Source organism: Nocardia sp. NBC_00508, assembly GCF_036346875.1.
Taxonomy (GTDB): domain Bacteria; phylum Actinomycetota; class Actinomycetes; order Mycobacteriales; family Mycobacteriaceae; genus Nocardia.
In genome coordinates, this window is record NZ_CP107852.1 from 2,596,865 (window position 1) to 2,619,800 (window position 22,936).

Below are 22,936 nucleotides of genomic sequence, written 5' to 3' on the forward strand. Positions count from 1 at the left end.
CTTGACTTCATCGGTCTCGACCGAGAGTGAGGACGATTCCCCCGCCAAACCTCTGTCCCCCTCTGCCAGTGAATGATTCAGGCGACAGCCGCGTACCGTCTCGGGCCAGTAGCCGAACTCGTTGCAGCATAGCTGAGCTAGCGATCACCTGGAAAGCACGAATGGCGGTCTGATGCCTGGATCGCCATCCGCGCGTGGGAGATTGCGAGATTCTCAGTACTCGTTCAACGGAGCAGAGGGGGGAAAGGTGACCGGCAGAGCCACCAAAGAACGGTGGAAGGGACCAGGCCTCCAGGCCGCTGCGTCGGCCGGTATGGACAGCCGGATCTCGGGCAGCGCATCGAGAAGCTGATCGATCGCGTGCTGAGCGATCAGGTAGGCCAGCGACTGCGCAGGGCAGGCGTGCGGGCCGATGCCCCACGCCAGATGCGAGCGATTGCCTATGCGATTCTCGGTCCGGATCGCGGGGTCGTTGTTGCAGCCGGCCATGCTGATGAGGATCGGCTGGTGCGCGGGCAGCCAGACGTCGTCGATGAGGATCGGCTGACGGGGGTAGGTGGTGAGGAGGTTTGCCAGCGGTGGGTTGTTGAACAAGACTTCGTCCAGAGCGTCACGGGTGGACAGGTTCCCGCCGACGACACTTCCGCCGAAGCGTTCGTCGGTGAGGATCAGCAGCAGGGTGTTGCCGATCAGGTTCTGTTGCAGTTCGATCCCGGCGCCGTAGACGGCGTTCAGCTGGTGGATCATCTCCAGTTCATCGAGTTCGGCCGGATGCCGCAGCAGTAGCGAGGTGATGTCGTTGCCAGGATGGGTCCGTTTGAGGGCCAGCAGTTCCAGCAGCGCCTCGACGGTCATCTTGTTGCCGTCCTCGGCATCGACCCCCTCGAATATCGCGGCCATGCCTGCGGCGACCCGCTGTCCGATTTCCGGCGGGCAGCCGAGCAGGGAATCGATGACCGCGAATGCAAGCGGGAACGCGTACTGACTGATCAGATCGGCTGCACCGGCCTGGCAAAAGTTGTTGACCAGCGGGACGGCGATCTTCTCCACGGTGGCATCGAGGGCATACAGATCTACCGCGTCGATACTCATGGTGAGTGCCTGCCGGTAGCGCAGGAGGGCCGCTCCGTCGCTTCGACTCCCGGTGGGACGCCACTCCATAAGCGGCAGGACGGGGCAGTCGGCCGGGATGTTCTGCTGCCAGGTGCGCGGATCGACAGGGAAGCGCTCGGGATCGTTCAGGATCCGCAGCGCGGTGTCATACCCGACCACCAACGTGGCCGGCACGCCCGGCGCCAGCTCAACCGGAGCCAAAGAGCCGTACTGTCTTCGCATTTCGTCGTAAGCACGGTGCGGATCCGAGGCGAATTCCGACGAGTACAGCGGCACCCTCGGACCTTCGGAAGCCATCGGCGAGCCGTGGACGACCGGACAGGTCGGGGTGTCCGTACGGGACTGTGGCGTACCCAAGGATGTAACTCCAGATGCTGGTGTGTTCTGGGGACCCGATCATCCGCGCATCCCCGCTTTCGGCCGCCGAACAACTGCTGCCATTTCGAGAAGCCTACTGTCCAGGGGTATTTCATGCGAACTATTCCGCGCCGCATCGGCCGCAGCCGATTCGAAGTTTCGCCCGTCGAACCCGGTTGGTGAAGGCCTGATGGTGTCGATGGCGTGCTTCCTTGCCGCCTCCGACCTGGCCCGCCGGAAGCTGCGTGAGCCGCTGATGTCTTTGATCACGACTCCGGCGTAGCAGCACGCCATCCCGCGAGCGCGGGCAGTCGATCGATCAAATGACGGCAGTCGTACTGCTTCTGGGGCTTCGGACTCGGCGGCAAGACCGCGATCGCCTACGCGACGATCGCGCGCTAGCTGATAGAGCACCCCGCCAAACCCGTGCGTCTCTGTGAAACTAGATTTTTCGGCGGTCGCGAGTGTGCAGGATCGCAGACGCGGTCGCCGCGATCGTCCGGTCGGCGTCGTCAGCCAGCTCGGCGAGGGCCTCCCGCGCCGCAGCGCCCGGAATCTCGGCGAGCGCCTGCGTGATCCGCAAACGCTTCGGGGCGTCAGCCGTATTGGCGAGCAGGTCCTGCATGGCAGGGACGATGTCGTCAGCAGAGGCCGCGACTTCCGCCAGCAACCCCAACACCTCGGCAGCCTCGACATCGGACCGTCCTTCGACGACCATCTCGAGCAGGGCAGGCACCGCCTCGGCGACATGCCGTGAGCCGAGAGCCAGGGCAGCACGGTCTCGCACCGTCACGTCGCTGTCGTTGAGAGCCCTCCTCAGCAGCACCGTCGCTTCCGCGGCGGGCACTGCCGCTATCGCGGCAGTCGCACGGCGCCGGACCTCGACCACCGCCGAATCCAGACCCACGGCCAGATCGGTCAACCCCGCACCGCCTGCCCTCGCCAACGACCACAGCAGCGCTCCGGCGACATTCGGGTCGTCCTCCGACAGCACAGCCTCGACCAGCGCATCGACGGGCAGCGACGCGCCCTCGTTCTGCGCAAGCACCGCTTGTTGACGGCGGCCTCCGGACTCCGATTCGAGCTCGCGCAGCAGGGTGACGATGCCCATGACGTCTCCCCACTGCGCCGGCGCGGCCGCGTCGACGCGCTCGAGTTTCCTGAGCAGTTCTTCCTCTGCGGCGATCCGCGCTCGCGTGTGCCGGATGAGCTCTCCCACCAATTCGGCAGGCGCGAAGTCGGGCTCGTCCAGCGCCCGCTTGGCTTCGTTCAGCGTCAGCCCCAGGGTCCTGAGGCACTCGACATGGAAGAGGCGACGGATGTCGTCGGCGGAGTACTCACGGTAGCCGCCGGATGTGCGGATCGTCGGCTTCACCAGCCCCAGTGCGTCATAGTGACGCAGCATGCGGGTGCTGACACCGGAACGCCGCGAGACCTCACCGATCAACATCCCATCGTCTTCCTTCTAAGCGTCCGAACCGGTCACGGCGACGCGCTTGGCCATCTCGAACGAGAGGGTGAACCCGCTGTCTGGGTCCTGGCGGAGCCGCTCGGTGGCCTCGGCATGTGCGCGAACGCGTGGATCGGGACTCGCCATGGCGGCAAGTAGAACCGGTGCGGCGGGTTCTCCGAGTGCCGCCAGTGCACGGCTCAGGCTGAGCTGCACATGGTGGTCACCGCGTCCGAACGCGGACGCCAGATCGGCGGCGAGCTCACCCTCCTTGCCGGGCGGAACGAGCACCACGGCGGCCCGCCACGCGCTGAGCGCGACCTCGTCGTACTCGTCGTGCAGCAGTGTCGACACCGCAGGCCAGGCACTCCGGTCACCGATCTTGGACAGGGTGTGCAGCGCCTGACTGCGGGCCTGCGTCGTGTCGGACCCGAGCTCCTCGAGCAGCCTCGGTACCGTGATCTCGGCGGGCAACCGGCACAACGCCCAGGTCAGCATGTCCCGGACGAAGAAGTCCGGTTCGACGGCACACCGGGCGATGAGGATCTCCGCGAGACGCGGATCGCCCAGCATGCCGGCCGAGAGCGCCGCCCGCAGTCGAGTCGACGAATCGGCACCGACGAGAGCGTCGACGAGGCGAGCATCCGGCTCACCGTGGTTGGTTGTGTTCACGACAACCACCTCCTTCGACGACCACTCAAATCCTTGTCACAGTGTCATGGTCAAGCCGGGAGTCACGGCCGAGACTCGCCGATCCCGCACCGAAGCGGGCAATCGGCTCGTTGCGCCCGCGCAGGAAAGGTCAACGCTTCGGGGCAGTCGGCCTGAACTGGCTGGCCTTCCGGCGCCGGATGCGCGACTCGCCTTGGGTTGCCCGGCCCGGACCGACCGTGGACCTACGGAACTCGGCGGCCGAGTTATCGAGTTGCTCGAGATCGACCGAGAATGCTCGCGCGTCTGACATGAGGTGCCGGTCGTCGGTCAGGGCAGGGCGGAATGTCGCCCGCAGCAACGCGGGCACGGGATGGTCGGCGACGACTCGGAGCTGGCCGCGGCCACCGAAGCGGTTCACCTGATCACGAAGTCCGGCTGGAGCACGAGGTTGCTGCACAACGCCGGGCCCCCGGGCGGACCGAGGACGCACCGGACGATATCGACATGTTCGTCCGGGAGCAGTGCGTCTGGACAGCGCCGAAACGAGAGCATCACGGCAGTCGACCGATGCCGCGCGGGGTCGGCAACTGCATTCGCTCCAGTTTTGCCCTTCCCCCGGCCCGGATCGAATTACCCTGCTGCGCAATCGGTTCCGCATTGTCGGCAATGTCACAATAGTTGCGTTGCCGATCTTGCAATCGCTACCAATAGTGCGTTCACATCACACGAGACGACGTTCGATTCGTCCACGTTGGGGTGGTCGGGGGTCGGAGGGGAGAATGAATTCAATGTTCCATCGTGCTGTAATGCGGGTCGGTCGTAAGGCGCTCATCGGTGCGCTGCCGCTGGCCGTGGCGACTACGTTCGCCGGCGCCGGAGCCGCATCGGCCACCAACTACGCCGATCAGCAGGCGCAGTTGGCCAAGGCGATCTCGACGTCGGGCACGTCGGCGGACATCGGCTACCACGCCACGGTCGCGCCGGACCTGAGCACCGTCTCCACCACGCTGGATGCCGGCACGTTCCAGTTCGGCGAGACCTCGATCAAGGTCGTGAACAAGGCCGGTGCGGCGGTCACCGAGCTTCCGCGCACGCTTGCCACGCCGTCCGGTACCACCATCGCCCTGGATGCCAAGGTGTCCGAAGACGGCCGCACGCTGTCGGTGACGACACCTGAGGTCTCGGCAGCGACGGGCGCGGAGCTGAAGGACATCGCGACCAACCCGGAGGCGCAGTACCCGGATCCGGTCATGAACGGTGCGGCCGCGGGCGCGGGCGTCGGTGCGGTCGCCGCCCTCATCACCTGCATTCCGACCCTGGCGATCTTCGTCGTCGGTTACGCGCTGTGCGCCGTGGTCGGCGTGGTGACCACCGCCATCCTGGGTGCCGTGATCGGCGCGATCGTGGGTACGGTCGCGCCCGATGTCATTCCGCAGGTGCTGCCCTGACGATCAGCGATTGACCTGCTGAGCTGAAGTCGCGAAAGGCGCTGCGGCGGAGACGATCCGCCGCAGCGCCTTTCTTGGTATCAGCCCGATCACCCGCGTCTCGGGCAGTGGTTCTCGCAGCCCGTTTCGTGCACGCGCTTCACCTCAGGAATCACGTTCGGGCTGCGTCACAACTGTTCGACGAGATTTCGGCCGTCGGTCAATGGCTGCGAGGCAGCTTGTCCGGCGGTACCGGCCGCGCCGGATCTGATATTCGCGTGTCCCCATCCGGACTAGCGGACCAAGTCGGCGAAGCTGATATCGCCGAGCACCACATGCTCCAATCGGACGAGCCCGTCGCGGTGCAGCCGGTGCAGGCGATACTCGGCGGCATGGGCGTCGAGCCGGAATTCGCGAACCTCTTCGATATCGAACTTGGTGTCGAGAACGACAACCAGGTAGAGCGGAATACCTGCGCGAGCGTACTGAACCTTTTTGTCCAGCAAGTCTTCGGCGGCAGTAGACGGCGAAGACACCTCCACGACGATCAGGGCGTCACCAGCCTCCGGCTTCGCTCCACGCTCAGGCAGGCAGCGATAGACCGTCACATCCGGTCTCCGAAAAGTGAACTTCGGTATCCGCCAGAGCACCACATCTATATCGGTCTCGACTCGGATGCACGGCTCAGTGCTCGGCAACTCCTCCATCGCGCTGGCCAAGCGGCGTGCCACGCGATTGTGCTCAGGCACCGGCGATTCGCAGACGATCACGTGCCCGTGCACAACCTCGATCTCGCGCGCGACTCCCTCGGGCAGCCGGCGATACTGCTCCTCGGTCATCTCGTGCGGCAAGTGGTCGGATGCCTGGATCGTCATGACCGAAGCCTACCTAGTCCGTCGTGGCGAGCAGCTACGGTCGTGAATGCGAGCGAGGGCACGGACTCGGTCGAGTCCGTGCCCTCGCTCGGGGTTCAGTGCCGGAAGACGCTCACGAGGAGCGCGGGCTCACCAGGAGCTCTTGTGCACGCCCGGCAGCTCGCCCCGGTGCGCCATCTCACGCAGGCACACGCGGCACAGGCCGAACTTGCGGTAGACCGCGTGCGGGCGGCCGCACCGCTGGCAGCGGGTGTAGGCGCGGACCGCGAACTTCGGCTTGGCGTTGGCCTTGTTGACCAGTGCTTTCTTTGCCATGTGCTCAGTTCTCCTTGAACGGGAAGCCGAGGTGCTTGAGCAGGGCACGGCCTTCTTCGTTGTTGGTCGCGGTGGTCACCACGGTGATGTCCATACCGCGCGGGCGGTCGATCCTGTCCACGTCGATCTCGTGGAACATCGACTGCTCGCTGAGGCCGAACGTGTAGTTGCCGTTGCCGTCGAACTGCTTCGGCGACAGGCCGCGGAAGTCGCGGATACGGGGGAGCGCGATGGAGACCAGGCGGTCGAGGAACTCCCACATCCGGTCGCCGCGCAGGGTGACCTTCGCACCGATCGGCATGCCCTCACGCAGCTTGAACTGCGCGATGGACTTGGTCGCCTTGCGGATCTGCGGCTTCTGGCCGGTGATCAGGGCCAGGTCCTCGACCGCGCCGTTGATCAGCTTGGCGTCGCGGGCGGCGTCGCCGACACCCATGTTGACGACGACCTTCACCACGCCGGGGATCTGCATCACGTTGGCGTAGTTGAACTCGTTGTTCAGCGCGTCCTTGATCTCTTCGCGGTAGCGCTGCTTCAGCCGGGGCTGCACTTTTTCCGTCGTGGTCATATCAGATGTCCTTCCCGTTCTTACGGGAGATCCGGACCCGCTTGCCGCTCTCCTCGTCGGTCCGGTAGCCGATACGGGCCGGCTTGCCGTCGGAGTCGACGACCATCACGTTCGAAACGTGGATGGGGGCTTCCTGGGTCACGATGCCGCCCGAGGAGGCGCCGCGCTGGTTGGCGGAGTTCGCGACGTGCTTCTTGATCCGGTTCACGCCCTCGACGAGAACCCGGTTCTCCTTCGGGTAGGCCTGGATGACCTTGCCCTTGGCACCCTTGTCCTTGCCCGAGATGACGAGCACGGTGTCACCCTTGTGCACCTTCATGTCAGAGCACCTCCGGGGCCAACGAGACGATCTTCATGAACTTCTTGTCGCGCAGCTCGCGGCCGACCGGGCCGAAGATGCGGGTGCCGCGCGGGTCGTTGTCCGGCTTGATGAGCACGGCCGCGTTCTCGTCGAAACGGATGTAGGAACCGTCCGGACGGCGGCGCTCCTTGGTGGTGCGCACGACGACGGCCTTGACGACGTCACCCCGCTTCACGTTGCCGCCGGGGATGGCGTCCTTCACGGTAGCGACGATGACATCGCCGATACCGGCATAGCGACGCGACGAACCGCCGAGAACGCGGATGCAGAGAATCTCCTTCGCACCCGTGTTGTCGGCGACGCGCAGTCGCGACTCCTGCTGAATCACTTCAGCGTCCTCCTTGACCTGGACGTTTAGCACGCCGGATTACCGACCCGACGGGCATGGTCGGTTGCCCTCCGGACGCGCGCCTGCCAGCGGTTTCCTCGATCTGAGCGATAACGCGGAACCAACCACTGGGGGTTCACTGCCGGATTGCGGGCATAGCTCCCGCAGGCAACCGGTCTAGTGTATGGGAATCCGCAGGTCGTTCCCAAATCGGGGTGCGTGCCGGCAGGCCGGCGACGGCACCCGGGCCACGTTTCCGGGCTGGACCGGCGCCTCGCCGGTAGCCTCGGTGTCCTGCAAGGCTGCCTTTACGTACATCTGCGGCAACGCCGCGTCGGGGAGAGGACTCTCGTGACATCAACCGGTCGTCCAGGCAAGCTGGACCGTCGTGCCTTCCTGATCGCGCTCGGGGCGGTACCGGCCGCCGCCGCGCTGGTCGCCTGCTCGAACGACACCGAACCGGCGGGCAGGACGCTCAGTGGTGTCGACATGAGCGGGGCGGACGAGACGATCCGGCCCCAGGACGATCTGTACCGGCACGTCAACGGGAAGTGGCTGCGGGAGTACCAGCTGCCGCCGGACAAAGTCGCCTTCGGCTCGACGAGCGAGGCCGCCGAGCGCACCCAGCAGCAGTTGCGGGAGATCATCGAGGGCATCGAGAACCCGGAACCCGGCTCGGAAGCCCAGCAGATCAAGGACCTCTACGACGCTCGGCTCGACTGGGACGAGATCGAGCGGCTGGGCATGACGCCGCTGTCGGGGCTGTTCGCCAAGATCGATGGTGCCGCCACCAAGGCGGACCTGGCGAAGGTGATGGCCGAGCTGCCGATCGGCGGGCTGATCGGACTCGGCATCGGCGTCGACCGGAAGAACTCCGACGCCTACATCCCTTCGGTCGGACAGTCCGGTCTCGGGCTCGGCGAGCAGTACTACCGGAAGCCGGAATACGCCGAGGTGCTCGGGCAGTATCGAGTCTTCCTCGAGCGCATCGCGACGGGCGCCGGGCTCGCCGATCCGGACGGTATCGCGCAGCGCGTGTTCGATCTGGAGCAGCGCATCGCTCCCGCGCATTGGGACAACGTACGAAACCGCGACACCGACGCGACGTACAACTTGTACAGCTGGGCTGATATGACCGCACTCGCCCCGGGGTTCGACTGGGACCCCTGGCTGGCGGGGAACACCGACCGCCCGCGCGACCTGTTCGCGTCGATCGTGGTGAACCAGCCGTCCTACATCACGGCGGCAGGCCAGCTGTGGACCGAAGTCGACATCGCCACGTGGCGGGACTATCTCAGGCTGTATGTGCTGCGGGAATTCGCGCCGTACCTGCCGAAAGCCATCAACGACGCGAATTTCGATTTCAAGGGCAAGGTGCTCAACGGGCAGGACGAGCGCCCGGAACGCTGGAAGTACGGGGTCGGCATGGTCGACGAACGGCTCGGCGAACAGCTAGGGAAACTCTATGTGGCCGAGCACTTTCCGCCGGATGCCAAGGAGCGCGCCAAGGAAATGCTCGCCGACGTCGTCGCGGCCTACCGGGAGAACTTCACCAATTCCACCTGGATGTCGCCCACGACCAGGACGGCGTCACTGGCGAAACTGGACAAGATCGATCCCAAGATCGGGTACCCGGACAAGTGGATCGACTACTCCAAGCTGAAGATCACCAGGGGCAAGCTGATCGAATCTTTGCTCGCGGTCAACGATTTCGAGGTCAAGCGCGCCTTCGCGCGACTCGGGACCCCGGTCGACAAGGCCGAATGGGGGATGTCGCCGCAGACGGTGAACGCCTATTACTCGGCGACTTCCAACCAGATCGTCTTCCCGGCCGCATACCTCCAGCCCCCGTTCTTCGACAAAGACGCACTGGCCGCGGTCAACTTCGGCGCGGTCGGGTCGACCATCGGTCACGAAATCGGCCACGGCTTCGACGACCAAGGTTCCAAATACGATGGCGACGGCAACCGGCGTGACTGGTGGACTCCGGAGGACCGAGCCGCGTTCGACGCCAAGGCCAAGCAACTGGTCGAGCAGTACAACGTGCTGGTCCCCGAGGGCCTCGAGCCGAACCAGCACGTCAACGGCGAACTCACCGTCGGGGAGAACCTCGCCGACCTGCGCGGCCTGCAGATCACCCTGGCCGCCTTCCGCATCGCCGAAAAGCGCCGCGGTATCGACAACCCCGACTACCGCACCATGTTCCTGTCCTGGGCCCGCAGCTGGCGGGAAAAGCAGACGGAGGAACTCACCATCCGCTTACTCGCCGGTGACACCCACTCCCCCGCCGAATTCCGCTGCAACCAGGTCGTACGCAACCTGGAGGAGTTCTACAAAACCTTCGAGGTGAAGGAAGGCGACGAACTCTTCCTACCCGCCGACCAGCGCGTCACATTCTGACCCGCCGAACGGAGTGGAATGGCGGCTCGGGCCCGCCTCGCAGCCGCCATTTCACTGCGCTCGATCGCACACCGGATGGGCGCCGTGAAGTGGTGCGGGTGGTGGTAGACGTCGGTCGCGGTGGCGTAGTAGATGGTCCAGCCTTCGGTAGTCAGCCAGTTGTGGCGCGGATTGTCACGCATCGCGGCATCGTGCCCGGAATGCCATGCGGCGCTGTCGTATTCCAGGCCGATCCGCCATTGCCGCCATCCGAGATCGATCCGGCGGAGTCCGTCCGAGGTCGGCACCTCGAGTTGCGGCTCGGGCGGCGGTAGGCCCGCGTCGATGCAGCACAGCCGGGCGCGCGACTCCATGGGTGACTCGGACCGGCCATCCGCCAGCTCGATCAACTCGGCAGCTTGTCGACGACCGCGCCGTCCGGTGTGCTTGCCGATTTCGTCGGCGAGCACAGCGAGCGAGATGCCACTACGTAGCGCCGCGTCCAGAGTTGCAAGCGCGTCCATGCGGGTCAGAGTGCGGGCGAGGTCTGCGGCGGTACGGTGGGCATTCGTGACTACTGTCCCGCGGACCAACCCCAATTCCGCTGGATCGACCCGATCGCGATGCACGACCAGCCGGTTGTAGCGGGAGGCTTGAACGCCGAGAACATCGGTCGGCTGATCTGTGCGGACCGCGAACCCGTGCAGCTCGGCGGCGGTGTTGTAAGCGGCGGCCAGTGACACCAGTCCCATCGACAAACGCGCCGCCTCGACACGAAGTTCGGGTGATGGCGGTGTGGTTGCCTCGCGGTACACCCCCTGGAAGACCCGCACCCACTCCCCGCGGTCGATACGAGCGCGTAGCTCAGCACGGGTGTACTCGCACAGCACCTGCCGCGCGGTGAACACGCCGAACTGCTTGTCCCGCAATTGCTCCAAACCGGGTCGCATGCATTCAGCCTGCTTCGCCTCCCGCCCCACCCACCGCACCCCACCAGCACCTCCCCCGCCTCTGTGGATAACCGGCCGGGTGTGGAATCCTCAGCGAGCGTAGTGAAAAGGTGGTTCGGGAGGACCCACGAGCCACCATTCGACTCCCGTCACGAGAGCAGGCCGGTGATGAGGGCGCGGAGGCCGGGTTCGTAGGTGTTCTGGGTGGTCAGGGTGAGGTAGTCGGGGCCGAGGGTGGCCAGTCGGGGGTAGGTTTCGGTGTCCAGGTCGGCGAAGACCTGGGCGCGAAAGGTGGCGCGGTTCTCTGCGGCGCGGCGGGTGGATCTCGCGCGCACGATGAGGTCGCCCGCCGTGTAGTGCCAGATGGTGCGGTATGCCTGGACCGCACGCTCCAGCGAGAGACCGCAGGCGACGAAGCCATCGATGATGGACTCGCTGACCCACAGCGCGGAGACGCCGAAAAGGTCGTCGGCGGCGAGGATTTCGACGATCCACGGGCGAGCTGCGAGCACGTCGTGCATGGCTTGCGCCGCGATGCGGATGCGCTCCTGCGGGTCTTCCGGCAGATCCGGCCAGACCACCTGGTCGGCGTAATCGTTGAGGAGCAGCCGGAGCAGGTCTTCCTTGTCTCGGACGTGGTGATACAGCGCCATCGGCGTGCAGCTGAGCTCGGCGGCCAGGCGGCGCATGGTCAGCTTCTCCACACCCTCGGCATCGATCACCGCGTTGGCCACGGAGACGATCTCCGCGCGGGAGATCCGCGCAGGTCGCCCGGTGCGCTGGGGCTGCGATGTCGGACTCGGCATGGCTCCATCATCACCCATCGAGCCGCACGGATGTGGACAAGGGGCAACCCATCGGTTAGTTTTTATACACGTACAAAAACTAAGGAAAGGAAAGCGATGACCTCCACACCGATCGATCTGTTCGACCTCGGACTGCACTTCCACGCGACCGGCGACGTGCGAGCCGCGCAACGGCGCATGAACAGCGGCGACGGCGGCTGGCAGCTCGCCACCTTCCATGTCGAATCCGATGCCGACGTGCACGCCGATCATTGGGAAGTCCACCCCGCCGGCGACGAGGCAGTGTGCTGTTTGACCGGCGCACTGCGGCTCTATCTGCGACCGGAGCATCCCGCCGATGACGAGTCGATGATCCGCCTCACCGCGGGCACCGCGTTCGTCGTTCCCCGAAACCGCTGGCACCGCATCGAACTCGATGAACCTTCCGACATCATGTCGATCGGCCTGCGCCAGGACACCCGCCAGGAGACCGTCGCCGCGAGCTGACCCGCGCACATCGATTCCCGCACACGATGCGTGGGCGGAAATCGGACTGGTCAGCGCGACGTCCGATAACCGCCGGTGCCGCGATCGTTCGGTCGCCAGACTGGCGACATGACGCGGACGACGACCGACCCGATGACCGTGCTGACCGGAATGTACGCGGCCGAGGCGAAATACCTGGCGGCAGGCGGCCCGGGCAACGCCTCGTTCGACCTGCTCGCCCCGTTTTTCGCCCCTACCGTGGTGCTCCATCAGGCCGAAAGCCTGCCGTACGGCGGGACCTGGCGCGGCCACGAAGGCATGGAGCGCTTCTTCCTCGCGATGAGCAACACCTGGGAGAAGTTCGACCTGCTCGACCAACGATTCCTGGCGACCGGCGACGCCACGGTGGTGCGTACCGAAGTGCACGCGCGTGCCCGCGCGACCGGCCGGGAACTCTCCTTCGCGATCCTGCAGACGATCACCTTCGCCGACGGCCGAATCGCCGAGGTGTACCCCTTCTACTGGGACACCGCGGCAATCGCGGCAGCATGTGGAGGATCGAACGGGTAATGGAGGGCCGCGATCGCCTTCGGCCATTCGTGCGCGAGTTCGAGCAGATACCGCAACTCCGCCTCGCGATCGCGGGGCTCCTGCACCGCACGCCGAGCGGGGAAGGTAGCTGCCGGTGGGTTGCCGGCACATTTCGCTCGTACGGCCCGCGCCACCTGGCGCGCATAGCCACGCATTTCGTTGTCGCATTCGGCGGGCGGGCCGGGATCGGGGCATTCGGGCATGAACGGCTTCAGGTGCAGCAGCGCGTCCCAGATCTCGACGGTCATCCGGTAGAGCCGAGAGGCGGGCTCTCCCGGAGCGGAATGGTCACCGAGCAGAACGACTTCCGGCACCGCTGCGGTCAGGTCTCGCCACAGCGGTCGCAGGCGACGGCAGGTGCGGCCGGTCCGATCCCATCCTGCCCGCGCCAGCAGCACGGTTACCAGGGGGATCGCAGTCAACATGGTGATGGCGAATTGCATGAGGAAGGCCACGACAGCCCAGACGGTGCCCGTCTCACTCGGCTTCATACCAGCAAGTGAGCGGCCGAGCATGCTAACAAACGAGGCCGACCAGTAGATCGAGAACGCCAGTAATGCCGCGTAGGTGAGTTTTTCACTGATCGAGGAGCCCGCGACGCGCAGCTCGCGCACGCAGGCGCGCCCGAGGAGGAATCCGCTGAATGCCCCAGGAAATGCGGACAACGTCCAAACCACTTCGGCGTAGTGGATCCCGAACGCGCCATGGATGACCAGTGTCCCGAGTATCGGAGAAATGACGACGGCGGCCGATATCGAGTCGTATCGGCGCTGACGTCGGCGCGCGCTCGCCGGATCCGCACCGTCGAGGAGCTGGGCCAGGCCGTAAAAACTGGCGAGTGCCATCAGAGTACCGCCGAGGTACAGACATCGCGCGAGGTCGGGACGATGCAACGCGGAGGCGGCCTCGTACAGCAGGATAGCGACGAGGGTCCAGCTCCACGCACGGTTGATCAGCCGATCGGTGCTCGTCTTGTTGACGAGAAGCCACCGCCCCATCGTCATGAGCCCGACGAAGACGGCGACCGACATCAGAACCGAAGCCGGAACAGCGTTCATCGCGCTCGACAGTAGGTTGTCGGACTTTCCGCGTCCAGCTCGCGGCTGGAAGAGCAGCGCCATGCTGGGTGCAGATCGACCTCCGGAACCGCTGTGGGGCGATCGCGCCACAACGGCCTCCTCGAAGTGGCACTTCGTATCGGGATGGAAGGTAATCCCGGTGCGGGCGTGGGGAATCCGTCTATCGGAGAGGTCCTGTGGGCGTGAGATGGCGGACGGCTGAGCCGAACCTGCGGTTGAGATAGTAGGGACTCGGCTGGCTATTTCCAGGCTGTTCCCCAGCAACTTTCGACCATGCAGAGGCGAGTTCGAGAAGATAGCGCAATTCCGCGGCCCGATCGCGGGGCTCGGAATGTGCCGCGCTTCGAGCGGCCGGGTTGACGGCCGGTGTATCGCCGTCGCGCTTCGCTCGCACGGCACGCGCCAGTTGGAGTGCGTAGCCGCGAACGTCGTTGCCGATCTCGGCAGCAGTGCTGCGCTCAGGTGATTCCGGCAGGTATGGCTTCAGGTGCAGCAGTGCGTCCCAGATCTCTACGGTCATTCGGTACAGCCGGGCAGCGGATTCCGATGGAGCCGAATGATCGTGGAGCAGGACGACTTCCGGCACCGTGGCGGTCAGGTCGCGCCACAGCGGCCGCAGGCGGCGGCAGGTGCGCCCCGCCCGATCCCATCCCGCCCGGGCCAGCAGCACCACGACCAGCGGGATCGCGGTGAAGAGGGTCACCGCCAGCAGCATGAGGAAGGCAAGGACAGCCCAGACCTTTCCCGGCTCGCTCGGCGGCGTACCGGCGAGCGAGCGGACGATCATGATCACCGAGCTGACCGACCAGTAGACCGAGAACGCCAGTAACACCGCATAAGTGAGCCGCTCCCTGGCCGAGGTGCCCGCGACGCGCAGTTCGCGGATGCAGGCCCGGCCGAAGACAAGACCGCCATAGATCGCCGGAAGCGTCGAGAGCGTCCAGACGACTTCGGCATAGTCGAACCGCAACGCGCCATGGATAATCGGTGTGCCCAGTACTACGGAAACACCGACGGCGGCGAACGCCGAATCGTATCGGCGTTGACGCCGGTAGGCAGCTTCGGCGTCGGCGCCGCCGACGAGCCGGGCGAGCCCGTAAAAGCTGGCGGTGGCCATCAGACCGACACCGAGGAACAGACGCCGCGCGAGGTCGGGGTCATGCCATGCCGACGCGACCTCGTACGACACGATCGCGACCAGCATCCAGCTCCATATTCGATTGATCAGCCGATCGGCGATCGTGTCATTGACGAAAAGCCACCGGCCGACCGTCATCAATGCGAGGCAGACGGCAACCGACACCACAATCGAAGTCGGAACAGTGCTCATCACGGTCGACACTAGGTCGTCGAACGGGGCAGGCCAACTCGAGCACGAAAGCAGCACAAAAGGCCCGTCCGGCCCAAGCCAAACCGGCAACCGCCGGGCTATAACGCACCGTCCGCGGTGCCCCACCGCGTTGGACGAGATGGAATCCGTGCGCCGATCCGGCACAGCAGGCGGCCACGTCAAAAATAGGTTAGGCAAACCTATATATTCTGGGATAGGCTTCCGGTCGGCAGTGTCGGCCCGCGGCATGCGGCGCGATCGAGGAGTGACAACGGCGGCAGATGGAGCCAGCACAGCAACGAGAGAATCCGGCCGGACATACGCGGGCGATCGGCCCGGAACAGGTCCGGGCCGCGATCACGCAACAACTCGGCATTCCCGCCGACGAGATCGGCGACCACGACGATCGCATCCGGCTCCGGCTGGATTCTCATCCGCACGATGAAGCCGACCGATGGCTCGCGCGACGCTCTCGAACAACCCTAAGGGAGATGTAATGCAGTTCGACTCGATAATCTCCAGGCAGATCGTCGCTGGGCCACCGTCCGAAGTATTCGCCGTGCCCGCACCGTCCACACCAAACCTCGACCCGCCGTTCGCCGTTCGACCCGTGGAGCCGGCCGGCGACGACGCCGCGCTTGTCACCGAGTGGATGTCGCTTCCCCACATGGTCGAGACCTGGGAGCGCAGCGACTGGTCGGTAGAGCGATGGCGCGGCAACCTGGCGGCGCAGTGTGCGGGCCGATACTCCCGACCGTGCATCGTCGAATTCCGGGACCGACCAATCGGCTACCTGGAGATCTACCGACCCGCCCAGGACTGTATCGCCACCGTCTTCGACGCCCACCCAGACGATCTGGGCCTGCATGCCGCGATTACGGATCAGCGATTCGTGCGGCGCGGCTTCGGACCGCGCATGCTCCCGCGCATCACCGCACGCCTCTTCGCCAGCGATCCTCGCTGTGAACGGGTTATCTTCGACCCGGATCACCGCAATACAGACGTGCACAGACTGTGCGAATACGTGGGCTGCGAGTTCCTCGGGGAGCACGAACTGGCGGACCGCCGGATCCGGCTCTACGCAATGCCCCGGAGCTCGGCAATGTCGTGATGTAGTGGTGTAACAGGGATCAGCTGCCGAATACAACGTCATCGGAGCCTGGGCGCGATGCCCAGTCCCCGGCTGCACTATTGGTCAACAGCCGCCGACGCTACCGCGCCCGACCGGGGTCATAGCAGCTGAGTGCGCATCCGCTCATACCCGGTGGTATCCGGTTTCATCCCGGCGGCCACCAGTTCCCACAGAATCTCATCGGTTCCGCCACCGACGCGCGCGAGTTTCATGTCCCGCCACCATCGGCCGAGCGGCGTCTCATCGACCAGGTATCCGGAACCGCCGAAGATATGCAGGCATTCACCCATCACTTCTTCACCAAGCCGGGCCGCGGTCACCTTGGCGGCAGCAGCAGTACGGAGGTTCATCCGGCCCTCGCCCACGATTCCGATGAGTGCGAACTTCAACAGGTCGACCCGGGACTGCAAATCCGCCATCCGCAGCCGCAGCGCCTGATGACGGTCGAGCGTTGTTCCGAACTGGGTGCGGGAGTGCATGCGAGCCAACGTGATACCGAGCGCACGATCGCAGGATGCCGCCACCTGAGCCGCAATGGACAGCCGCTCGTGCGCCAATCCCCAACTGATTGCGGCAAGTCCGGTCCCAGGCCGCGCGACCAACGCTTCGGCGGGTACCCATGTGTCGATCTCGACCGGCGCGGTATCGAGTGGACCCGCACTCAGCTTGCGGTAACGAGACCCGACCGTGGTCCGATCCGTCGGAACCAAGACGACAGCCACATTGCCCTGCCGGTTGTTGCCCGCATGGTCTTTGCTGCGTGCGACGACCAGGATATGGTCGGAAATCGGCGACAGGGAGACGAACTTCTTGACCCCCCGAACGACATACCCATCCTCGTACGGTGCGATTTCGGTTTCGGCGATCTGCAGGTCCGAGCCACCGGACTCCTCCGACGCGCCGATGCAGAGAACAGCGTCCCCTCGGATTGCTTGTTCGGCGATGTCCTTCAGATAATCGGATCGCCCGAATCGACGCAGTACCGAGATCGCCGAATCATGCAAGCTCACCCCGACGCTGATGCCAGCCGACCCGAGCCGGCCGAGCGCGAACGCTAGTTCCAGATGCCTGGGCAGGTCTGGTTGCGCTCCGCTGGACCACTTCTCGGCGAGGACACCAGCGTGGCCGATCTTCTCCAGCAATTTGCGGGGGAACAATTCGGTGCGTTCGGCCTCCAGCACCCACTCGCTTACCTCGTCGTCGAACACCTCGGCCAACAACCCGCGATAGTCTTCGAGGGATCGCGGCTGTACCTGCTGGGCTGCTGTCATTGTCCAACTCCCTGCTGCTCGACGTACTGTCGCACTTGCAGCCTGCGTAATTTCCCGGATGTCGTGCGGGGCAGTGCGCCCGGCGGAACGAAGTGCGTGGCCACCGGCGTCACACCCGACACCGCCCGGACCGCCCGAGCGATCTCCTTACGCGCGTCGTCGGTATCGCTGCCCCGATATTCGACTGCCAGCACCAGCCCTGGCCGGGGCCCGCCCTCGATACCGACCGCGACGACTCCCCCACCCCGCACACCCGCCACGGTCGCTGCCGCCCGCTCGATCTCGATCGGAAAGATGTTGCGGCCGGCCACGATGATGAGTTCCTTGGCTCGCCCACACACGACGAGCCCGTCGTCGGTGAGGTAGCCGAGGTCACCGGTGGCGAACCACTCGTCGGGGTCGCGTGCCGGTTCCCCGAGGTACCCGGTCATCATCGACGCACCACGGATCTCGATCTCCCCCACCATCCGTCCGACAACCGCAGGTACCTCCGCCGAGGACGGCACAATCCGCAACTCAGTGCCCGGCATCGGGTGCCCGAGGACCGCGTAACGCCGCCGCACCACACCCGAACCGCCCTCGGTCTCGACATCGACCTCGTCATAGCGCGCCCCGGTCCCAGAGGCAGGCATGGTCACCGCGCACACCGATTCGGCCAGACCGTAGGCCGGGACCGCGGCCGCGGGGTCGAACCCGAACGGCGCCGTCTCCCGCAGAAAGCGGTCGAACCCCACCGGGTCGATCGGCTCACCACCGCTGATCGCGATCCGCAACGACGACAGCTCGACCGACCCCGCCTTCGCCGCGCACCGACCGAGGATGTCGTAACCGAAGTTGGGACCCGCGGTCAACGTGGCACGGCTCTCGCTGAGCCAGCTCAACCACCGGTACGGCGCCGCAGCGAAGGTCTTGTTCGGCACCAGCCACGTCTCGGCGCCGCTCGTGAGCCCATTCATCAGCACGATCAAACCCATATCGTGATACAGCGGCAGCCAACTGCACACCACCTCCACCCGACCGTCCAAACCCAACCTCTGCTGGATCGCTCCGGTATTCGCGACCACCGCCGCCCGCGAAACAACCGCGGTCTTCGGCACTCCGGTCGAACCCGCAGTGCTCTGCAACACCGCAGGCAAAGAGTCCTCCACCACCCCCTGCGGCGCCACCCTACCGGTAGACGCCGCCGCAGCAGCGTCCAACACCCGCACCGTCCCCGCAGCCGCCGCGGCCAGTTCCGCAGTCGCGTCCGCGGCACCGACCACCACCGTGACCCCTACCGAACGCAGCCGCTCCGCGGTGTGCGCGGCCCACTCCCGCCCCTCCAGCCCACGCATCGGACCCGGCACGATGATGATGCTCTTCCCGGCCAGCCACGCACCGACAACACAGGCCACCAACTCCGCACTCGGATCACCGACCAGGCCGATCGGACCGGATTCCCCCCGATCGGCAAACTCCGCGGCGATGCTCTCGCCCATCCGGTAGATCTGCGACCACGTCAACCGCCGCCACTGTCTTCCGGGACTATCCCAGATGACCAGTTCCCGCGTCGAGTCTCGCAGCGCCACCGTAACGGTCTCGGCGAGAACATCTCTCGTCGACGTCACAGCCATCAGCACGTCTCCCTGCTGGCTCTCGCTCACTGCGGAACCTGGTCCAACTTCGACGCGATGAGATCCTCGAGATCACCAACGGTGTCGCAGTCGAGGAGATCCTCCTCATCGAGACGTACGCCGAATCGATCCTCGATCGACACCATGCCTACCGCGAAGGCCACCGAGTCGAGACCGGCGTCGTCGACGAGATGGGAGTCCCTGGTGAGACCCTCGGTTCGCACCTGCAGCTCGTCACGGAAGATCTCTTCGAGACCCGCGCTGATGGTTGCTGACATGTCATACCTTTCTCGTGGAAACTTCACATCCGCACATTTGGGCGGGCTGGCTACTCAACGGGTCTCGGCCGGGTGGCGATAGATAGTCACGAGTCCGACGCAGCCTCAGTCTGCGTTCAGCTCGAACACCTGCTCGTCGGTGAGGGCCATGATTTCGAGATATGCGTCCCCAGCCTGCACCAGGCGTCCCGGCTCCGGGTTGCGATCCCGCACGCGCCGCACGATTGCTCGAATGTTCCGCCCCGAGAAGACATCCGCTGCCTGAACGTCGACCAGCGGCAGCCGATCTCGAAGTTCACGGACGAACAGCGTTGCCAGAACAGAGGTCCCACCCGCGGCAAAGAAGTCGTCGAGAGGACCGACCGTCCGGCGTCCGACCAGTTCTGCGACCAGCGTGCACACTGCCGCCTCGAAGGAGTCCTCCGGATCCGTTTCGACGATCGGGGCGGTTGCCGCGAGCTTCTCGAATTCACGACGAAGTGCCGCACGGTCCATTTTCCCGTTATTGGTCAGTGGAAGTGAGCCCGACACCTCGATCGAAGACGGGATCATATGCTCCGGCAGCAGCCCACCCAACGCGTCCCGGATATCCTCGGCCCCGGAAGAAGCCGTGGCACCGGGCTCCAGGGTCACCGCGGCGCAGAGGCGAACGGGCGATCCCGCAGTACCAGCGGCCGCATGGTGCACCATCGGCAGCGACCGCAGGGCGGTCTCCACCTCACCGAGTTCGATACGGTGACCATTGACTTTGACCTGGTTGTCACGGCGACCGATGAATCGAAGTACGCCGTCGGGCGAGTAGTACGCCAGATCACCGGTACGAAACCAGCGCGTGCCTTCATGCGAGACGAAACGGGATCGGGTGCGCTCGGGGTCTCCTCGGTATCCGCGGGCGACCCCGACGCCGCCGATCCACAGTTCGCCAGGGACCCAGTCGGGACAGTCGGCTCCTGTCGAGCCCACCACCCGGCAGTGAATGTTGCGCATCGGAATCCCGTACGCCAGCGGACCGTCGGATCCGAGCGAATCGGGAAGATCGTTGACGATCGAGTGCACGACGTTTTCGGTGGTTCCTCCGAGCGAAGCGAACCGGACGCCGGGGATGTGGCCCGCAGTCCGGGAAGGAAGCTCGGCAGGCACCCAGTCACCTCCGACGAGCACCGTGCGCACGGTGCGGACAGCGTCGGGTTCACCTGCGTGCAACAGCATGTCGACCTGGGTCGGCACCCAGTTCAGGACGGTCGCCTCGTGTGCACGAATCAGGTCGGCCCAGTGGTGGGCATCCCGGCGATAGCGATCGTCGACCAGTACGGCGGAACCACCGAGTCGAAGCAGCCCGAAGATGTCGAAAATGGAGAGGTCGAATTCGAGCGATGCGAGGTGGACCGATCTGTCGGACTCCCCCAGCCCGAACCGCTCGGCAAGATCGATGATCGCGTTCGCCGCGGGGCCGTGCTCGACCTCGACCCCCTTGGGCACCCCGGTCGAGCCGGAGGTGAACAGCACGTATGCCAAGTCCCGCCCGGTCACCGGTATCGGCTGCGCGAGTGGATCACCGGCAAGCGCGTCCGAGACCGACAACGTCCTTGCGCCACGCATCCGGGTGCGCTCGTCGGTCGTGATGGTCAGTGCGATATCCGCGACCGCCTCGATGGCTTCGACCCTGGCCTCGGGCTGGTCGACGCTGATCGGGACATACGCGCATCCGGCGGCGAGCACACCGAGCGCGACGGCGACCTGATCCACGCTCTTGGGAAGCGTGATCGCGACGAGATCGCCCTGCTTGCAGCCGAGTTCGCGAAGACGGCCCGCCACCCGCGATGCCGAAGCGGCAAGTTCGCCGTACGACGCGGTGCGCACCTGGTCCGGTGCCGCATCCGACCATCGGATCGCGACCTTGTCCGCGTCGGTGGCCGCACGAACGAAGAAGGACTCGTGCAGCAGTTGCTCACCCATCGGCTGCGCCGTCCGATTGACGGTCGCGCGGACCGCGGCTTGGGCCGCCGGCAACCCCGCCGTGAATTGCGCTGTCGTCCAATCGCCGACATCGATCAACGAGTCGATATGAGCTCGGTAGCGATCGAACATCGCATCCACCATGCCCGCTGGAAACGCCTCCGCACGCACGTCCCAATTCAGCAGCAGCCCGCCGTCGAGTTCGGTGACCTGCGCATCCAACAGAACCTGGGGACCCTGCGAGATCAGCCATACCGGTTTGCCGAACTCGTCGCGGACGGCCGGCGAGAACAGTTCCCCGAGCCCGAGAGCGCTGGTGTACACGACCGGGGCGATCACGGTCGTACCCTGCCTATGCCCCAGATCCCGAAGCACCTCGATGCCCGAGTACTCGGCATGCGCACAGACCTCGTGCAGGCGTTGTTGAACGGCGGTCACCTTGTCGTGCAGTGTTGCGCCCCTTGATTGCGAAACATCGAGCAGCACTGTCGAAGTGAAGTCACCGACAATTGCGGGGACATCCGGATCAACGTGCTGCCGGTTGAAGAGCGGAACGTTGATGAGGGCATCGTCCTCCGCGGACCAATCCAGCACAGCTTCGGCAAAGGCTGCTGCCATCGCGGCGGCGGGGGTGACGCTGTTGCGCCGAGCCGCGCTCTCCAACGCTGCTTTGCGTTCACCATCGATCAAGTGGTCATACCGGCGTGTCCGGATCGGACCTCGTTCGGCCTCGGGCACGACCGGTAGCGAATAAGCCGACGGCAACTCGTCGAGACGACTCCGCCACCAGTCCCTGTCCTGCTCCCAGCGCTCCTGGTTACGCCCGGTCGTCGTCTTCAAGTACTCGCGAAACGAATACCCGATCGATCGCACCGGATCCACGCCGTTGTAGAACCGTGCCAGATCGTCGACCAGAATTCGATAGCTCGCGGCGTCGGCCGCGATCATGTCCAGGTCGATATGCAAGCGGCTCGACGACGAACCGGGAAGTTGCGTCACCGCGACATCGATGACTTTGCCTCGCTGGATATCGAGGCTTTGCGATGACATTCGCCGACGGATGTCCGCCAGGACACCGGCGGCTTGCGCGTCGTCCGACTCGGCCAGGTCGGTCACGGTCAGCCGATCGGGAATGGCTTCGAGGTCACAGATACGCTGGGTGCCGTCGTCTCCGATCGCGACGCGCAACATCTCGTGACGTGCCAGCAACTTGTCGACAGCTCGGCGAAGTCTATCCACATCCAACCGGGGGGTGTCGAATTCGACATAGAGATGGCTCGAGACCCCACTGAGATCCAATTGGTTACCACGCCCGACCCAGAGGGCATGCTGGATCGGCGCCAACGGAAAACATACGTCATCGGCGTCGTCGGACGGTTCGCGTTCGTCGGTAATCCGGATTCGAGCAGATACCAGCTCACTCCACGCCGCCAGAGACGGTTTCGCCGCGAGCTCCGCGAAATTCACATCCAGACCGGTGGCACGCAACCGCCCGGCCACCCGCATCATTCTGATGGAATCCACACCGAGCGAGATGAGATCTGCATCGTCTTCCAAGCCCTCGCCATCGAGCTCGAGTGTCGAGATCACGAGTTCTCGGAGTTCGGCAAGATCAAACACCTGGGAAGCCATGTAAAC

General features: G+C 65.2%; 22 protein-coding genes. 6 read left to right on the plus strand and 16 right to left on the minus strand.

The window, feature by feature from the left end; genetic code table 11:
- Positions 1–213: 213 nt before the first annotated feature.
- From OHA40_RS11530 to OHA40_RS11540, 3 genes are all read right to left on the minus strand, one after another.
- Positions 214–1,410, minus strand: a complete 1,197-nt coding sequence (locus tag OHA40_RS11530) for a cytochrome P450 (RefSeq protein WP_330233049.1) — start codon at positions 1,408–1,410, stop codon at positions 214–216.
- A 502-nt stretch (positions 1,411–1,912) separates the two neighbouring features.
- On the minus strand, positions 1,913–2,920 hold the full coding sequence (locus OHA40_RS11535) for a MerR family transcriptional regulator (protein ID WP_330233050.1): 1,008 nt from the start codon (positions 2,918–2,920) through the stop codon (positions 1,913–1,915).
- Between the two features lie 15 nt (positions 2,921–2,935).
- A complete protein-coding gene (locus OHA40_RS11540; protein WP_330233051.1) occupies positions 2,936–3,592 on the minus strand; it encodes a HEAT repeat domain-containing protein in 657 nt (218 codons plus the stop codon).
- A 788-nt stretch (positions 3,593–4,380) separates the two neighbouring features.
- Here OHA40_RS11540 and OHA40_RS11545 point away from each other — a divergent pair.
- Positions 4,381–5,022: a hypothetical protein gene (locus tag OHA40_RS11545; protein WP_330233052.1), complete on the plus strand. Its 642-nt coding sequence runs from the start codon at positions 4,381–4,383 to the stop codon at positions 5,020–5,022.
- A gap of 272 nt (positions 5,023–5,294) precedes the next feature.
- Here the strand turns inward: OHA40_RS11545 and OHA40_RS11550 are convergent, their stop codons facing one another.
- From OHA40_RS11550 to rplN, 5 genes are all read right to left on the minus strand, one after another.
- Positions 5,295–5,876, minus strand: a complete 582-nt coding sequence (locus tag OHA40_RS11550) for a Uma2 family endonuclease (protein WP_330233053.1) — start codon at positions 5,874–5,876, stop codon at positions 5,295–5,297.
- Between the two features lie 129 nt (positions 5,877–6,005).
- A complete protein-coding gene (locus OHA40_RS11555) occupies positions 6,006–6,191 on the minus strand; it encodes a type Z 30S ribosomal protein S14 (RefSeq protein ID WP_014981705.1) in 186 nt (61 codons plus the stop codon).
- A gap of 4 nt (positions 6,192–6,195) precedes the next feature.
- On the minus strand, positions 6,196–6,759 hold the full coding sequence (gene rplE, locus OHA40_RS11560; protein ID WP_330233054.1) for a 50S ribosomal protein L5: 564 nt from the start codon (positions 6,757–6,759) through the stop codon (positions 6,196–6,198).
- Between the two features lies 1 nt (position 6,760).
- Complete coding sequence (gene rplX / locus OHA40_RS11565) at positions 6,761–7,078, minus strand: 50S ribosomal protein L24 (RefSeq protein ID WP_040864865.1); 318 nt, start codon at positions 7,076–7,078, stop codon at positions 6,761–6,763.
- Between the two features lies 1 nt (position 7,079).
- Positions 7,080–7,448 (minus strand): 50S ribosomal protein L14, encoded by a 369-nt coding sequence (gene rplN / locus OHA40_RS11570; RefSeq protein ID WP_033244618.1) that lies wholly within the window; start codon positions 7,446–7,448, stop codon positions 7,080–7,082.
- A 351-nt stretch (positions 7,449–7,799) separates the two neighbouring features.
- Here rplN and OHA40_RS11575 point away from each other — a divergent pair, with 351 nt between their 5' ends.
- Positions 7,800–9,848: a M13 family metallopeptidase gene (locus OHA40_RS11575; protein WP_330233055.1), complete on the plus strand. Its 2,049-nt coding sequence runs from the start codon at positions 7,800–7,802 to the stop codon at positions 9,846–9,848.
- Here the strand turns inward: OHA40_RS11575 and OHA40_RS11580 are convergent.
- Both OHA40_RS11580 and OHA40_RS11585 read right to left on the minus strand, forming a co-directional pair.
- Positions 9,779–10,777 (minus strand): type IV toxin-antitoxin system AbiEi family antitoxin domain-containing protein, encoded by a 999-nt coding sequence (locus OHA40_RS11580; protein ID WP_330233056.1) that lies wholly within the window; start codon positions 10,775–10,777, stop codon positions 9,779–9,781. The two genes, OHA40_RS11575 and OHA40_RS11580, sit on opposite strands and share 70 nt — an antisense overlap.
- A 149-nt stretch (positions 10,778–10,926) precedes the next feature.
- Entirely contained in the window at positions 10,927–11,583 is a 657-nt protein-coding gene (locus OHA40_RS11585; RefSeq protein ID WP_330233057.1) for a TetR/AcrR family transcriptional regulator, read from the minus strand.
- A gap of 96 nt (positions 11,584–11,679) precedes the next feature.
- Between OHA40_RS11585 and OHA40_RS11590 the strand changes: the two genes are divergently transcribed.
- Complete coding sequence (locus OHA40_RS11590) at positions 11,680–12,069, plus strand: cupin domain-containing protein (RefSeq protein WP_330233058.1); 390 nt, start codon at positions 11,680–11,682, stop codon at positions 12,067–12,069.
- Positions 12,070–12,177: 108 nt separating this feature from the next.
- The gene (locus OHA40_RS11595) at positions 12,178–12,618 is read left to right on the plus strand and encodes a nuclear transport factor 2 family protein (protein WP_330233059.1); all 441 of its coding nucleotides are present in this window, start codon (positions 12,178–12,180) and stop codon (positions 12,616–12,618) included.
- Here the strand turns inward: OHA40_RS11595 and OHA40_RS11600 are convergent.
- Both OHA40_RS11600 and OHA40_RS11605 read right to left on the minus strand, forming a co-directional pair.
- The gene (locus OHA40_RS11600) at positions 12,567–13,697 is read right to left on the minus strand and encodes an MAB_1171c family putative transporter (protein ID WP_330233060.1); all 1,131 of its coding nucleotides are present in this window, start codon (positions 13,695–13,697) and stop codon (positions 12,567–12,569) included. The two genes, OHA40_RS11595 and OHA40_RS11600, sit on opposite strands and share 52 nt — an antisense overlap.
- A gap of 181 nt (positions 13,698–13,878) precedes the next feature.
- Positions 13,879–15,048 carry an MAB_1171c family putative transporter gene (locus OHA40_RS11605; RefSeq protein WP_330233061.1) on the minus strand — a complete coding sequence of 390 codons (1,170 nt, stop codon included), beginning with the start codon at positions 15,046–15,048 and terminating at the stop codon, positions 13,879–13,881.
- 281 nt (positions 15,049–15,329) lie between these two features.
- On the opposite strand from OHA40_RS11605, the gene OHA40_RS11610 reads away from it, so the two are divergent.
- Both OHA40_RS11610 and OHA40_RS11615 read left to right on the plus strand, forming a co-directional pair.
- Positions 15,330–15,545 (plus strand): hypothetical protein, encoded by a 216-nt coding sequence (locus tag OHA40_RS11610; protein WP_330233062.1) that lies wholly within the window; start codon positions 15,330–15,332, stop codon positions 15,543–15,545.
- Positions 15,545–16,159, plus strand: coding sequence for a GNAT family N-acetyltransferase (locus OHA40_RS11615; protein WP_330233063.1), 615 nt, complete (start codon positions 15,545–15,547; stop codon positions 16,157–16,159). Before OHA40_RS11610 ends, OHA40_RS11615 begins: the two co-directional genes overlap by 1 nt.
- Positions 16,160–16,278: 119 nt before the next feature.
- Here OHA40_RS11615 and OHA40_RS11620 read toward each other — a convergent pair whose 3' ends face one another.
- The 4 genes from OHA40_RS11620 to OHA40_RS11635 all read right to left on the minus strand — a co-directional run bounded on the left by OHA40_RS11620 (position 16,279) and on the right by OHA40_RS11635 (position 22,930).
- Positions 16,279–17,451 carry an acyl-CoA dehydrogenase family protein gene (locus OHA40_RS11620; RefSeq protein ID WP_330233064.1) on the minus strand — a complete coding sequence of 391 codons (1,173 nt, stop codon included), beginning with the start codon at positions 17,449–17,451 and terminating at the stop codon, positions 16,279–16,281.
- Positions 17,448–19,064, minus strand: a complete 1,617-nt coding sequence (mbtM, locus tag OHA40_RS11625) for a long-chain-fatty acid--ACP ligase MbtM (RefSeq protein ID WP_330234132.1) — start codon at positions 19,062–19,064, stop codon at positions 17,448–17,450. The genes OHA40_RS11620 and mbtM overlap by 4 nt, the downstream gene beginning before the upstream one ends.
- A gap of 26 nt (positions 19,065–19,090) precedes the next feature.
- Positions 19,091–19,342 carry an acyl carrier protein gene (locus tag OHA40_RS11630; RefSeq protein ID WP_330233065.1) on the minus strand — a complete coding sequence of 84 codons (252 nt, stop codon included), beginning with the start codon at positions 19,340–19,342 and terminating at the stop codon, positions 19,091–19,093.
- Between the two features lie 105 nt (positions 19,343–19,447).
- On the minus strand, positions 19,448–22,930 hold the full coding sequence (locus tag OHA40_RS11635) for a non-ribosomal peptide synthetase (RefSeq protein ID WP_330233066.1): 3,483 nt from the start codon (positions 22,928–22,930) through the stop codon (positions 19,448–19,450).
- Positions 22,931–22,936: the final 6 nt, after the last annotated feature.

What these genes read in the sequence shown, in the direction of transcription:
- OHA40_RS11530 (WP_330233049.1), bottom strand. Translation starts at nt 1,410, where the DNA reads ATGGCTTCCGAAGGTCCGAGGGTGCCGCTGTACTCGTCGGAATTCGCC.
- OHA40_RS11535 (WP_330233050.1), bottom strand. Translation starts at nt 2,920, where the DNA reads ATGTTGATCGGTGAGGTCTCGCGGCGTTCCGGTGTCAGCACCCGCATG.
- OHA40_RS11545 (WP_330233052.1), top strand. Translation starts at nt 4,381, where the DNA reads ATGCGGGTCGGTCGTAAGGCGCTCATCGGTGCGCTGCCGCTGGCCGTG.
- OHA40_RS11550 (WP_330233053.1), bottom strand. Translation starts at nt 5,876, where the DNA reads ATGACGATCCAGGCATCCGACCACTTGCCGCACGAGATGACCGAGGAG.
- OHA40_RS11555 (WP_014981705.1), bottom strand. Translation starts at nt 6,191, where the DNA reads ATGGCAAAGAAAGCACTGGTCAACAAGGCCAACGCCAAGCCGAAGTTC.
- rplE (WP_330233054.1), bottom strand. Translation starts at nt 6,759, where the DNA reads ATGACCACGACGGAAAAAGTGCAGCCCCGGCTGAAGCAGCGCTACCGC.
- rplX (WP_040864865.1), bottom strand. Translation starts at nt 7,078, where the DNA reads ATGAAGGTGCACAAGGGTGACACCGTGCTCGTCATCTCGGGCAAGGAC.
- OHA40_RS11580 (WP_330233056.1), bottom strand. Translation starts at nt 10,777, where the DNA reads ATGCGACCCGGTTTGGAGCAATTGCGGGACAAGCAGTTCGGCGTGTTC.
- OHA40_RS11585 (WP_330233057.1), bottom strand. Translation starts at nt 11,583, where the DNA reads ATGCCGAGTCCGACATCGCAGCCCCAGCGCACCGGGCGACCTGCGCGG.
- OHA40_RS11590 (WP_330233058.1), top strand. Translation starts at nt 11,680, where the DNA reads ATGACCTCCACACCGATCGATCTGTTCGACCTCGGACTGCACTTCCAC.
- OHA40_RS11595 (WP_330233059.1), top strand. Translation starts at nt 12,178, where the DNA reads ATGACGCGGACGACGACCGACCCGATGACCGTGCTGACCGGAATGTAC.
- OHA40_RS11600 (WP_330233060.1), bottom strand. Translation starts at nt 13,697, where the DNA reads ATGAACGCTGTTCCGGCTTCGGTTCTGATGTCGGTCGCCGTCTTCGTC.
- OHA40_RS11605 (WP_330233061.1), bottom strand. Translation starts at nt 15,048, where the DNA reads ATGAGCACTGTTCCGACTTCGATTGTGGTGTCGGTTGCCGTCTGCCTC.
- OHA40_RS11610 (WP_330233062.1), top strand. Translation starts at nt 15,330, where the DNA reads ATGGAGCCAGCACAGCAACGAGAGAATCCGGCCGGACATACGCGGGCG.
- OHA40_RS11615 (WP_330233063.1), top strand. Translation starts at nt 15,545, where the DNA reads ATGCAGTTCGACTCGATAATCTCCAGGCAGATCGTCGCTGGGCCACCG.
- OHA40_RS11620 (WP_330233064.1), bottom strand. Translation starts at nt 17,451, where the DNA reads ATGACAGCAGCCCAGCAGGTACAGCCGCGATCCCTCGAAGACTATCGC.
- mbtM (WP_330234132.1), bottom strand. Translation starts at nt 19,064, where the DNA reads ATGGCTGTGACGTCGACGAGAGATGTTCTCGCCGAGACCGTTACGGTG.
- OHA40_RS11630 (WP_330233065.1), bottom strand. Translation starts at nt 19,342, where the DNA reads ATGTCAGCAACCATCAGCGCGGGTCTCGAAGAGATCTTCCGTGACGAG.
- OHA40_RS11635 (WP_330233066.1), bottom strand. Translation starts at nt 22,930, where the DNA reads ATGGCTTCCCAGGTGTTTGATCTTGCCGAACTCCGAGAACTCGTGATC.